Origin of the sequence: Myxococcus faecalis, from assembly GCF_050039385.1 — a bacterium.
GTDB lineage: Bacteria > Myxococcota > Myxococcia > Myxococcales > Myxococcaceae > Myxococcus > Myxococcus fulvus.
Genome location: NZ_CP144336.1, coordinates 7740501 through 7753387 on the forward strand (window position 1 = coordinate 7740501; position 12887 = coordinate 7753387).

At 72.1% G+C, this 12887-nt stretch carries 9 protein-coding genes; 8 read left to right on the plus strand and 1 reads right to left on the minus strand.

The window, feature by feature from the left end:
• The first annotated feature begins 145 nt into the window (after nt 1-145).
• From VZQ01_RS31220 to VZQ01_RS31230, 3 genes are all read left to right on the plus strand, one after another.
• On the plus strand, nt 146-838 hold the full coding sequence (locus VZQ01_RS31220) for a hypothetical protein (RefSeq protein ID WP_426745436.1): 693 nt from the start codon (nt 146-148) through the stop codon (nt 836-838).
• Nucleotides 839-928: 90 nt separating this feature from the next.
• A complete protein-coding gene (locus VZQ01_RS31225) occupies nt 929-1759 on the plus strand; it encodes a sensor histidine kinase (protein ID WP_223745288.1) in 831 nt (276 codons plus the stop codon).
• A 99-nt stretch (nt 1760-1858) separates the two neighbouring features.
• On the plus strand, nt 1859-3535 hold the full coding sequence (locus tag VZQ01_RS31230) for a sensor histidine kinase (protein WP_248542061.1): 1677 nt from the start codon (nt 1859-1861) through the stop codon (nt 3533-3535).
• Here VZQ01_RS31230 and VZQ01_RS31235 read toward each other — a convergent pair.
• Nucleotides 3498-5627, minus strand: a complete 2130-nt coding sequence (locus VZQ01_RS31235; RefSeq protein WP_426745437.1) for an ATP-binding domain-containing protein — start codon at nt 5625-5627, stop codon at nt 3498-3500. The genes VZQ01_RS31230 and VZQ01_RS31235 overlap by 38 nt on opposite strands.
• Nucleotides 5628-5720: 93 nt before the next feature.
• Here VZQ01_RS31235 and VZQ01_RS31240 point away from each other — a divergent pair, with 93 nt between their 5' ends.
• The 5 genes from VZQ01_RS31240 (at nt 5721) to ypfJ (ending at nt 12802) form a co-directional block, all read left to right on the plus strand.
• Nucleotides 5721-6644, plus strand: coding sequence for a spermidine synthase (locus VZQ01_RS31240; protein WP_248542062.1), 924 nt, complete (start codon nt 5721-5723; stop codon nt 6642-6644).
• 99 nt (nt 6645-6743) lie between these two features.
• Complete coding sequence (locus VZQ01_RS31245) at nt 6744-7361, plus strand: gluconate 2-dehydrogenase subunit 3 family protein (RefSeq protein WP_426745438.1); 618 nt, start codon at nt 6744-6746, stop codon at nt 7359-7361.
• On the plus strand, nt 7358-8920 hold the full coding sequence (locus tag VZQ01_RS31250; protein WP_223745293.1) for a GMC family oxidoreductase: 1563 nt from the start codon (nt 7358-7360) through the stop codon (nt 8918-8920). The genes VZQ01_RS31245 and VZQ01_RS31250 overlap by 4 nt, the downstream gene beginning before the upstream one ends.
• Nucleotides 8921-9086: 166 nt before the next feature.
• The gene (locus tag VZQ01_RS31255; protein WP_426745439.1) at nt 9087-11798 is read left to right on the plus strand and encodes a M16 family metallopeptidase; all 2712 of its coding nucleotides are present in this window, start codon (nt 9087-9089) and stop codon (nt 11796-11798) included.
• 122 nt (nt 11799-11920) lie between these two features.
• Complete coding sequence (gene ypfJ, locus VZQ01_RS31260) at nt 11921-12802, plus strand: KPN_02809 family neutral zinc metallopeptidase (protein WP_426745440.1); 882 nt, start codon at nt 11921-11923, stop codon at nt 12800-12802.
• Nucleotides 12803-12887: the final 85 nt, after the last annotated feature.

The window sequence follows — 12887 nt, forward strand, 5'->3', positions numbered from 1 at the left end:
GAAGTCCGGTCTATAGCCCACGTTGACACCCGAGTCAGTCTTGAATGTGTTGTTTCATGTTTCGAGCATCCGCCTGGTTTGTGATGCATTGCGGCATGACAAGCGTTGGTTGCCATGTGTGCGAGGTGCGCGGTATTCGGGCGTCATGTCCGACAAAGCGGGGTCGAAGCGGATGGGCTGGCTGGCGGGGCTCGCGGGGGTGGCGCTGGCGGCCGCGCTCGTGTTCTCCCTCTGGGAAGAGGCGCCTTTGCCTCCGCCCGAGCCGGAAGCCCCCGTCGCCGCGCCCACCCCTCCGCCCGCGCCGCCCACCCCCGCGCCGGAGCCGGTGAAGCCGCCAGGAATGACAAGCAGCGTCATTCCCCCGGCGCTCCAGGCCCCCGAGCCGGAGGATGAGCAGCCCAAGCCCTATCCCCTGGATTTGGAGGCGCTGCGCGCGAGGCTGCCCGACAACCTGTACTGGGAGCTGGGCGCGCCGACGAAGGACCCGGAGCTCATCCGCAAGCGCGAGGAGGAGACGCGGCGGTGGAACGAGCTCTTCGGCCGCGTGCAGGCGGGTGACGCCACGGAGGCGGAAATCCAGCAGTACTACGAACGACGACGCAAGGTGTCAGAGGACATGCTGCTCTTCGCCACGACGGTGCTGGAGGAGCAGGGGGACGAGCTGCCGGACCGCGACCGGGGCCTGTACGAGCTGAGCATCAACATGCACCGCACCCGGCTGTCGGAGTACCCGCGCCAGGAGGCCGACGCGCTCGCCCACCGCCGCGCGCAGGAGGCGCGTCGCCAGCAGTGGCGCCAGCAACAGCAGCAGCAGCAGGGGGAGCAGACACCTCCCTGACGCGGGCGTGTTGGGTAGTGGAAGCTTGCGGGCTGGCGCGTGCGGGGGGCGGATTGGAGCCATGGCCCCCCTGGCGCTAGGACTTGGCGCATGGCGGTGGAGACGAGTCGGACGGGAGCGCCCGGCGCGGGCGAGCCCGAGGCGGGCTCTCCGGAGCAGGTGCACCGGTCCGCGGGGGAGCTGGAGGAGCGCGTGGCGGAGCGCACGGCGGCGCTGGAGGCCGCGCTGCGGGTTCGCGACGAGTTCCTGTCCGTGGCCTCGCACGAGCTGCGCGCGCCGCTGACCTCGCTGCGGCTCTACGTGGACGGGCTGGTGCGCTCCGCGCAGGTGGGGGCGCTCACGCCCGACGACGTGCCCCGGAGGCTGGGGCGTGTCCAGGACCAGTGCCGCCGGTTGGACCGGCTCATCGCCACGCTGCTGGACGTGTCGCAATTGTCCACGCAGCGGCCCGTGTTGGATTTGGAGGAGGTGGACCTGGGCGCGCTGGTGCGCGGCACGGTGGAGCGCATGGAGGAGGACGTGCGGCGGGCGGGCTGTGACTTGTACGTGCGGGCCCCGCCGGGCGTGGTGGGCGCGTGGGACCGCACGCGGGTGGAGCAGGTCTTCACCAACCTGCTCACCAATGCCCTCAGGCACGCGGCGGGGACGCCCATCGAGGTGGTGCTCACCACGGAGGGCGGCTTCGCGCTCCTGTGGGTGCGCGACGGGGGCCCGGGCATCCGCGAGGAGGACCAGGCGCGGCTGTTCCAGCGCTTCACCCGACTGGACTCGCGGCGGCCGGGCTTCGGTCTGGGGCTCTGGATTTCCCGGCAGTTGGTGGAGCTTCACGGAGGGCGCGTGTCCGTGGAGAGCACGCCGGGCAAGGGGGCTTGTTTCAGCGTCCGCCTGCCGCTTCCCGCGCCGCCCTTGGACAGGCCCTGAAACTTGCACTCCGGGGCCTTGGAGTGTTGTCTGACGAGCAGACGCGTGGGAGGAGCCGGTGGGCCGGGACGAGGGAAGTGTTAAGCGGGAGCAGGGGCCTTGACCCGCATCCGCACCGAGCGCGTGGAACACCATTTGACCGCAGAGGGGCCTGCCAGCGACGACACCGCCCTGTGGGACCAGTTCCCGGAGAGCGTCGCCATCTGTTCCCTGGAAGGGGTGTGCCTCTACGCCAACCCGGCGCTGGAGCGCGCCTTCGGTGGCCGGCGCGAGGAGCTCTTCGGCCGCATGCCCTGGGAGGCGTACCCGGAGGTGCTGCGCGAGCAGCTCCAGGAGCGCTTCGACCGGGTGGCGGCCACGGGCGAGCCGGAGGAGTTCGAGTGGCACTTCGCGAGCCGTGAGCGCTGGTTCGTGCTGCGCCTGTTCCGGGGCCGGGGCCGCGTCTACGTCTTCTCGCGGGAGAACACGTCGGAGAAGAAGCAGGAGGCCATCCTCCGCGGGCTCTACGACGAGACGCGCCGGGCGCAGCGGCACGCGGCCTTCCTGGCGCAGGCCAGCGAGGTGCTCACCTCGTCGCTGGAGCACGACGAAATCCTCCAGCGCCTCACGCACCTGGCCGTGCCGCCGCTGGCGGACGGGTGCAGCGTGGACGTGCCCATGCCGGACGGGAGCGTGCGGCGGGTGGCCATGGCGCACGTGCGGCCGGAGATGGTGGAGGCCACCCGCGCGTACCACGCGCGCTACCCCATCCTGATGGACGCGCCCCACGGCGTGGGCAAGGTGCTGCGCACGGGCACCACGGAGTACGTGGCGGAGCTGCGGCCGGAAATCGTCGCGCGGGCGTTCCAGGACGAAGCGCACGGGCGGGCCACGCTGGCCCTGGGCATGTCGGCGTACATCATCGTTCCGTTGATGAGCCGGGGGCGGGTGCTGGGCGCGCTCTCGCTGGTGAACACGGAGAAGGGCCGGCGCTACACGCAGGCGGACGTGCGGCTGGCGGAGGACCTGGCCCGGCGCGCGGCCACGTCGCTGGACAACGGCCGGCTCTACACGGAGGCGCACGAGGCGGTGCGGGCGCGCGACTCGTTCCTGTCCGTGGCCTCGCACGAGCTGAACACGCCGCTCACCTCGCTGACCCTCAACGTGCAGGCGCTCCGGCGGCAACTGGAGGCGCACCCGGCGAGCGTCGGGGACGTGGCGTCCGAGTCCATCTCCAGCAAGGTGCTGTCCGTGCAGCGGCAGCTGTCGCGCATGTCCGGGCTGGTGCGGGAGCTGCTGGACGTCTCGCGAATCACGGCGGGCAAGCTGCGGCTGGAGCGCGAGGAGATGGACCTGGCGGCGCTCGTGCGAGAGCTGGTGCCGCGCTACGCGGAGGAGCTGGCCCGGGCGGGGTGCGCGCTCCGGCTGGAGACGCCTCCGACGGCGACGGGCTCGTGGGACAAGCTGCGCGTGGAGCAGGTCATCCAGAACCTGCTGTCCAACGCCATCAAGTATGGCCGGGGCCGCCCCATCGACGTGCAGGTGGGCGTGGACGAGCAGCGCGCCTGGCTGCTCGTGCGCGACGAGGGCGTGGGCATCGCGGTGGAGGCGCAGTCGCGGCTGTTCCAGCGCTTCGAGCGGCTCGCCAGCGAGCGCCACTACGGCGGGCTGGGGCTGGGCCTCTGGATCGTCCGGCAGATCGTCGACGCCATGGACGGCCGCATCCTGGTGCGCAGCGCGGCCGGCCAGGGCTCCACCTTCACCGTGGAACTGCCGCGTCGACCTCCCGCGGGATGAGGTGCGAGCGCGCGCCCGACGACACCACCCAGAGCTGGTGGGACGTGCGGGTGATGGCCACGTGCAGGCGGCGGCGCGTCTCGTCGTCCACGGGCCAGGCCCTGGCGGTGACGTCCGGGAGGATGACGTAGTCGAACTCCAGGCCCTTCACGCTGCCCACGTCCGTGACGTCCACGCCGGGCTCGAAGGAGAACTCCCCGTCCTTCACCCGGCGCGCCCAGGACTGGTCCGCGACGACGCGGTACACGGCGTCCGCGGACTCGGGGCTGCTGGCGATGACGCCCACGGAGGCGTGGGGCTCGCGCGCGACGAGGTCCCTCAAGGCCTCGCCGATGAAGAGCTGCGCCTGGGCCTCCACGGGGAAGTGGTGGAAGCCCACCGGCGCGCCCGGGCGCTGGGGCCGCGACGCGGACTCCGCCTTGGCCTGGGTGCCGAGCACGCGCCGGGCCAGCTCCACCACGGGCGCGGGGCAGCGATAGGAGACCTGCAGCCGGCACGTGGCGGCGTCGCGGATGCCCAGCTCGTCCAGCGCCTCCGGCCAGCCCGCGAAGCCCGCGTCCGTCTGCTGCAGCTCGTCGCCCGCGAGCGTGCAGCTCCTGCCCTTGCCCAGCAGCCGCCGCACCACGAACAGCTCGAACAGGGAGAAGTCCTCCGCCTCGTCGAGGACGACGTGGGCCAGGCGCTCCAGGCCGAGCGGGCCCTGCTGGGCCTTGAGGAACATGAGGATGGGCAGGTCCTCCAGGTCCACCGTGCCCGCGAGCGCGTAGGGCGTGTCCTCCTCGATGGCCTTGCCGTCCACGGTGATGAGCCGGTCCGGGTCCGTGATGTCCTTGAGCTCCTTCGACAGCGGCGTGGAGCGCTGCAGGCGCGTGTGCTCGAGCACCTCGTCGATGGCGGTGAAGGGCAGCTCGCCCTTCGCCGCGCGCACCACCTCCTCCAGGAAGCGCCGGTCCAGGTAGGCGTCCGCGAGCCTGCGGTGCAGTCGCTCCAGCGTGGTGCCCGCCTCCGTCTTCGGCGCGCCGATGCGCGCCAGCAGCGCGCGGCGCAGGGCGGGGTGGCGCTTGAGGCGCGCGGCCAGGGGCGGGGTCTCCGGGCTCAGCTTGATGCCCGGCAGGTCGAACGCCGAGCGCGCCGCGGCCAGCAGCCACGCGTCCCGCGTCTCCACCGTGACGCGCCCCAGGCCCAGCGGCGCCAACAGCCGCCGCGACAGCCGCGCCAGGCCCTCCTCGGGGACGATGAGCTTCATGCGCGACTGCGGGAAGCGCTCCGCGTCGTCGAAGGCGATCTTCGCCAGCCGGTGCAGCGCCACCGTCGTCTTGCCGCTGCCCGCGCTGCCCAGCACCAGCAGGGGCTGGCCCGCCTCCACCGTGACGGCCTCGTACTGCTCGGCGTCCAGCAGCGCCGTGACGCCGAAGACGTCCTCGACGCGCCGGGCGCCCTTGCCGGTGCCCAGGGCGCCGGGACGTGCCGCCGTGCCCGCGCCTCCCGCCTGGAGCGAGGTGAAGTCGCGCCCCACCGAGCGCCACGTGCCGTCGGCGGCGCGCTCCAGCACGCGCGCGCCGGAGATGATGCGCGTGAGCACGCCCTTCTCGATGACGACGAGCCGGCGCACCTCGACGGTGCCCTCGGACAGCCGCTCACCGAACTGCTCCTCGAACGCGTCGCCCTCCTCGTACGAATAGAAGACGCGGGCGATGGGGGCGAAGCGCCAGTCGATGACCCGCACGCCCGCGCCCACGTCCGCGAAGGTGGTGCGCCCGAGCAGGTAGTCGCGCGGTCCCGCCTCGCCGACGAGCCGCAGGTGCGCGAAGTAGGGCGCCTGGGCGTCGGGCAGGTTCGCGGACTCCTGCCGGTCCAGCAGGGCGCGCGTCTGGTCCATCTGGAAGAACAGGTGGGGCAGGTCCGCCTCGGCGGCGGTGGCCGCGTCCTCGCGCAGGGCCTGGAGCTGCGCGACGAGCAGGCGGTTCTCCTGCGTGCGTCCGGCCTTCTGCCGCGCCGCCTCGAGCGCCTGTTGGACGCGCGACAGGAGCGCCTCCTCCTCGGCGATGAGGGCCTGGTCGGCTTCGGCGAGAGCGTGCGGGGCGTGCGTCATGGGCGGCAAGGTGAACCTGGGGGTACTGGCGCGTCAACCCGTTGGTTTTCCTGACGGAAGTGCTACTTTGAATCGTGAGAGCAAGGAGCGGGCATGCGGCGGTTCACCCCTCGGCTGGTGCTGCTGGTGCTGGCCTTCCTGTCGTGCTCGTCCTCCAGTCCGCGCACGGAGCTGCACCGCGGCCAGTCACCCTTCACGCTCATCACCGTGACGGAGGACCGGGAGGGCCGGCGCTATCTCCAGTTCGATGACTCCGGCGCGCTGCAGAGCGTGGTGTGGCCCGGGCAGCCGAAGAAGCTGGAGCTGGCGTACACGCGCGTGTCCATGGTGGCGCTGGCCTTCGTACCCAAGCCCCAGCGCGTGCTCGTGGTGGGCCTGGGCGGCGGCGCGATGCCCATGTTCCTGCGCGCGGTGCTGCCCGAGGCGCACATCGACGTGGTGGACATCGACCCGGACGTGGTGGACGTGGCCAGGCGCTTCTTCGGCTTCCGTGAGGACGCGCGCCTGAAGGCCCACGTGGCGGACGGCCGGACCTTCATCGAGGCGAAGCGGCCCGCGTACGACCTCATCTTCCTGGACGCCTACGGCCCCGACAGCATCCCCGAGCACCTGGGTACCGTGGAGTTCCTCGCCGCCGTGCGGGCGAGGCTGACGGCGCGTGGCGCGGTGGTGGGCAACGTCTGGGAATACCCGCCGAACCCCTTGTTCCCCTCGATGCTCCGCACGTGGCAGGCGGGCTTCACCCAGCTCTACACCTTCAGGGTGGCCAACGCCGCCAATCGCATCTTCGTGGGCGTGCCCTACGCCGAGAAGCAGCCGCGACAGGCATTGGAGACGATTGCCAACAAGGTCGAGAAGGCGCAGGGCGTGCCCTTCGACCTGAGCGCATTGGTGGTGGAAGGTTATGACGACGCCACCACGCGCAAGGAATTGACGGGGCAGGTGTTGAGGGATGCGCCCGCTCCCGCCGCTCCGCCGCCTGCTCCTGAGTCGAAGCCTTCGCCTCCCGCGCCGTGACCCCTGGGACACGTGAGTGATTGCGTCGCGGCGGGGGCCGCGCGCTAGAGTCCCGTCCGTCTCGTCACGCCCCTGTACCCGTGTCGTCCCGGAGGATGAATGTCCCCGTCTCCTGTGGGGCCGCCCTCGTTTTCGCGCCGAGGGTTGCTCAAGCGAGGGTTGTTCGGAGGCGCGCTGCTCGCGCTGGGGGGCGGCGGTTTCCTGTGGACGCGTGAGGGATTGTCATTGCCCCTTCCGCCCGAGGGCCTGAAGGTGCTCGGCGCGCGCGAGTACGCCACGCTCCAGGCCATGGCCCGCCGCGCCTTCCAACCGCGAGACGGCTGGCCGGACGCGGACACGGTGCGCGTGGCCTTCCTGGTGGATGGGCTGCTGGCGGGGTTGGACCCGGCCGTCGCGAACGAGGTGAAGGCGGTGGTGGGTCTGTTCGACAACGCGCTCGCGGGGCTGCTCTTCACCGGACGCGTCACGCCGTTCTCGCGGCTCGGTCCCGAGGCGCAGGATGCCGTGCTCGAGTCCTGGAGGACGTCGCGGCTGGTGTTCCGCCGCGGTGGCTACCACGCGCTGCGCGGGCTCCTTTACGCCGCCTACTACTCGCACCCGGCCGCCATGGCCGCCACGGGCTACGCGGCGCCGGAGGGCTTCCACGTCGCGGACGCGCCGGTGTGGCGTGGGCCCGAGGATGGACCCTTCGCGGGCTCGGGAGGGGGCACGCCATGACGGGACGCATCCGGACGGGAGCTGAGCTGACCGGGGACCAGGCGCTCACGTGTGATGTCTGCGTGGTGGGCAGCGGCGCGGGCGGCGGAGTGCTCGGGTTGGAGTTGGCCCGGCGCGGGCTGGACGTGGTGATGCTGGAGGAGGGCGGCTACCACACCCGTCGCGACTTCGACCTGAAGGAGGCCAAGGCCTACGCGACCTTCTACCAGGAGGGTGGCAACCGGGCGACGGACGACCTGTCCATCGGCATCTACCAGGGGCGCACCGTGGGCGGCGGCACCGCCGTCAACTGGTGCGCATGCTTCCGCACGCCGCCCGAGATTCTGGAGCACTGGCGCGACGCGCACGGCGTGAAGGGCCTGGACGCGGCCACGCTCGCGCCGCACTGGGACTGGCTGGAGGATCGGCTGAACATCCGTGACTGGCCCATCGAGCAGGCCAATCGCAACAACCGCATCCTCTGGGACGGGCTGGGCGCGCTCGGGTATGGCCGAGGCACGGTGAAGCGCAACGTGCGCGCGTGCGCGTCGCTGGGCGCGTGTGGACTGGGCTGTCCCACGGACGCCAAGCAGTCCACGCTGGTGACGCTCATCCCGGAGGCGGTGGAGCGGGGCATGCGGCTGTACGCCAACGTCAGCGCGCGGCGACTGGAGACGAACGGCGGCCGGGTGACGGCCGTGCACGGGGACATCCTCGACCCGAGGACGAACCGGCCCACGGGCAGGCGGCTCACCGTGAAGGCGAAGGTGACGGCGGTGTGCGGTGGGGCCATCAACTCGCCGGGCCTGCTGCTGCGCAGCGGGCTCACCGGACGAGGACGGGTGGGCAAGCGGCTGTTCCTGCATCCGGTGGTCGTGTCCAACGCGCGCTTCCGCGAGCGCGTGGAGGCGTACTCGGGCGCGCCGCTCACCGTGTACTCGCGGCAGTTCATCGACCGGGGGCAGGGGCGGATGGGGTGGCTCCTGGAGGTCCCCCCGCTGTTGCCGCTCCTGAGCGCGGTGGCGCTCAACGGCTTCGGCGCGGGGCACCAGGACTTGATGGCGGGCCTGCCCCACGCCAACGCGCTCATCTCCATCTGCCTGGATGGCGTCCAGCCCGGGGACGAGGGCGGCACCGTGGCCCTGCGCGGCGCGGGCGAGTACTCGCGCTTCAAGGTGGACTATCCCCTCACGGCGCTGCACTGGGAGGCCTTCCGAGAGGCGCTCAAGGTCGCCGCGCGCATCCAGTTCGCCGCCGGGGCGGAGGTGGTGCTCAGCCCGCACTCGAAGCCGGTGGTGATGCGGAGCGAGCAGGACATCCCGCTGCTCGATGACGCGCCCTACGCCCCGCTCGAGTGCTCGGTGCTCAGCGCCCACCAGATGGGAGGGTGCGCCATGGGGGGGAGCCCCGAGACGAGCGTGGTGGACAGCACGCTGCGCTACTGGGACTGTGACAACCTCTTCGTCGTGGATGGCTCGGTCTTCCCCACCGCGCTAGGGGTCAACCCGATGGAGAGCATCCTCGGCGTCGCGCATTGGGGCAGCCAGCACGTCGCCGCCGCGGTGAGTGGCTCCGCGTGACAGTGATTCCAGACCGGGCGCTGATGGCGCTCCAGGCTGCCTTTGGTCTATGGACCTGGGGCTGGCGCCCGGAGGGGGCGCGGTGTGTCCGTCCCGCAGTCGCGCGAGTCCGCTTCATATGAGCTCACAAATCCAGGTTGGGAATCCTCCGCGTGGGCGGAGGGTGGTGTCGGCTGTCGTGGGGTTGCTCTGCGTCGTGCTGGGCGCGTGCTCCACGCTGCCGCAGCGCGGACAGGTGGTGATGCGGGACGTGTCCTTCCCGCTGCGCGACTTCCGCATGCCGTCGGGGCTTCGCGTGGTGGTGGAGCAGGACCCGCGAGCGCCCGTGGTGGCGATGGTGGCCCTGGTGGGCGTGGGCGGCTCCGGCGACCCGATGGGCAAGGAGGGCCTGGCGCACGTGGTGGAGCACCTGGCCTTCCGCGCGCGCCATGGGGGAAGCCCCTCGGTGTCGACCCGGCTGGAGGACGCGGCGGCCGGCTATTCGAATGCCTTCACCAGCATGGACCACACCGTGTACCAGACGGTGGCGCCCAAGGAGTCGCTGGACCAGCTCGTGAAGATGGAGGGGCAGCGGCTGTCCGCGCCCCTCTCGGGCCTCACCCCCGAGATGTTCGCGGTGGAGCGGGAGGTGGTGCGCAACGAGCTGCGCCAGCGCAACGAGACGGGCTTCGTGGGCCAGGTCTTCAGCTGGGTGCACGCGTCCGTCTATGCGCCGGAGCACCCGTACTCGCGGCCCGTCATCGGCACGCATGATTCGCTGACGGCCCTGTCGCTGGCGGACGCGCAGCGCTTCACGCGCGCCCACTACCGGCCGGACAACACGACGCTGGTCATCGCCGGCGACGTGGACCTGGCGAGGGTGGAGGCGGTGCTGCTCGACAACCTCCCCCCGGAGTGGGTGGGCACCGGGGCCCCGCTGGCGGTGGACTCGCGCATGCCCCCCGTGTCCGAGCCGCCCCTGCGCGCCGCGCCCGCGCAGATGCCCGAGTACCAGGCCGCCGTCGGCTCTCCGGAGCTGTACATCTCCTGGGTGCTGCCGCGCTCCTTCGACGAGGCGAGCGCCATCCACGACTTCGTGCGGGTGAACCTGGGCCGCAGCCTGGGGGGCTCCATGCGGCGGGACGGGGACATCGCCGGGTTCTCCACGATGCTGCTGCCCGGCACGCGCGCGTCGCTGCTGGTGGTGAGGGTGGTGCTCACCCAGGGCAGCCACCCTCGCAGGTCCGCGGACAACATGCTGGACGAGGTCCAGTGGACGTGGAGCCAGGAGGCCGGCCAGGCGGGGGCGGTGCTCGGCCGCGAGTACGACTTCCAGGCCCTGCGCCGCAACGTCATCACCGGCATGGTGCTGGAGTCCGAGGAGCTGCTGTCGCGCACCGTGCGCCGCGCGGAGCTGACGCACTTCATGCTGGATGCGCGCGGGTACACGCGCTCGCAGCGGGCGCTGATGACGCTCGACGGCGGCAAGGTGACGGACTTCGCCTACAAGTGGCTCCAGCGCGAGCGCGCGCGCGTCATCCTCGTGCGGCCCGGTGAGTCGGGCGGCGCGGTGGTGGCCGCGCCGGTGTCGCTGCCGGAGGAGCCGCCGGCGAGCGCCCAGTCGGAGCGCGTCTCCCAGGCGGCCCAGGCCGCGCTGTCCGCGCCGGTGCGGACGCTGAAGCTCGACAACGGGATGGAGGTGCTGCTCGCGCCCCGGCCGGGCCTGCCCGTGGTGCGCGTGGGCGCGGTGCTGGGCGGAGGGCGCACGTACGGGCCCAAGGCGGGCGTGGCGGAGATGGCGGAGTATGGCTCCTTCCGCGAGTCCTGGTTCGAGGGCAACGCGAGCCACTGGGGTCTGCACGTCCACGGCGGCATGCACCGGGACCACCAGCGCTTCGAGGTGGCCGGGACGTCCGGCAACGTCGGCAACATGCTCGCGATGCTGGCCGAGCAGCTCTCCTCCACGCGGACCTCGTATGACGCGTGGCGGTTCCTCCAGGAGCAGCTGGTGCCGTGGCGCAAGACGTTGGACTCCCACCCGGAGGAGCGCGCGCAGCGGGACCTGATGCAGCTGCTCTACGAGCCGCACCCCTACTCGCGCCACGCCACGGGCGAGGAGCTGTCCCGCGTGTCGGAGGAGGACATGACCGCCTGGATCCGCGACGTCTACCGTCCGGCCAACACGGTGGTGGTCATCGCGGGTGAGTTCGACGTGGCGACGGTGGAGCCGCTGGTGCGCGAGTACCTGGGCGGCTGGAAGCACGGGCCGGCCTCGCCGGTGGAGGTGCCCGCCGCGCCGGGGCTGCCGTCGCCCGCCGCGAAGCCCCGGACGCTCGTGACGTCCCGCCCCGGCGCGACGCAGGGCCACCTGCAGCTGGCGTGTCGGCTGCCCACGGCCACGCCGGAGGCGGCGGCGCGCTACGACGTGATGGCGGAGCTGGTGGGCCGGCGCATCTTCGACCAGGTGCGCGCGCGCCAGGGCGCGTCGTATGGCTTCAGCGCCAGCACCTGGCTGGGACGCGGTGGCGCCTCGCACCTGCTGGTGGAGGGACTGGTGGACGCGCAGCGCATGGCGGAGGGCGCGAAGGCCGTGCAGGACACGCTCGCGTCGTTCGCCCAGGGCGTGGACGAGGCGGAGCTGGCGCGCGCCAGGAAGCGCCTGCTGTCCCGCGACGCGGTGTCGTTCGTCTCCTCGGAGTCGTGGGTCCAGTCGCTCCTGGACGCGCGCGTGCGCGGCTTCCCCGCGGAGTCGCTGGCCCAGCGCCCCGCGCACCTCCAGGCGGTGACGGCCGAGCAGGTGAAGCAGGAGTTCGACGGCTGCGTGAAGCGTCTGGTGGTGGGCGTCGTCGCGGACAAGAGCCGCGTCCTGCCGATGCTCCAGGCCCTGTCGTCACCCTGACGGGCGGCGTGCTCCCTCGCCTGGTGTCCGTCCACCCAGGCGAGGCAGGCGGGGCCCTGCGTCCTCCCGCTCCGACGCTGACTACCTTGCCTGGACAGGAAGACATCCGCGAGGGGGCAGGCATGCAGTGGCAGGGAGGACGTCGCAGCTCCAATGTGGAGGACCGGCGGGGGGCGGGGTTGGGACGCCCGCTCGCGGTGGGCGGCGGGGCGGCGTCGCTGGTGGTGGCGCTGCTGGTGATGCTGCTCGGGGGAGACCCGTCGGTCGTCACCACGCCGAGCGGTGGACGCGGGCCGTCCAGCGACTACGGCACGGGCGGCTCGGGCGAACCCGATGACCCGCGGCAGGCCGAGCTCAAGGACTTCGTCTCCGTCATCCTGGCGGACACGGAGGACACCTGGCCCGGCCTCCTGGAGCCCCACGGCGTCGAGTACGTGGACCCGCGCCTGGTGCTCTTCACCGGCGCGGTGCGCTCGGCCTGCGGGTTCCAGCAGAGCGCGGTGGGGCCCTTCTACTGTCCGCCGGACCAGCGCGTGTACCTGGACCTGGACTTCTTCGACGAGCTGGACCGCCGCTTCGGTGCGCCCGGCGACTTCGCGCAGGCCTACGTGGTGGCGCACGAGGTGGGGCACCACGTGCAGAACCTGCTGGGCATCTCCCGTCAGGTGCAGGCCGCGCGGCAGCGCGCGTCGCCGGAGGATGGCAACGCGCTGTCGGTGCTCCAGGAGCTCCAGGCGGACTGCTTCGCCGGCATCTGGGCGCACCATGCCCAGCGCGAGCGCCAGATTCTGGAGGCGGGTGACGTGGAGGAGGGCCTGGGCGCCGCGTCCGCCATCGGCGACGACACGCTTCAGCGCCGCGCCCAGGGGCACGTCGTCCCCGAGTCGTTCACCCACGGCTCGTCCGCGCAGCGCGTCGAGTGGTTCAAGCGCGGCCTGACGCAGGGCACCCTGGAGGCGTGTGACACCTTCGGGGCCCAATCCGTTCCACGCCGTCGTCGCTGAAGCGCCGCCACGGGGCTGATTGACAATCAGACCCCGGCTCGCGGTTGAATGCCCTCCGCGCGGTGGCCGGTCCGCGTCCATCGAC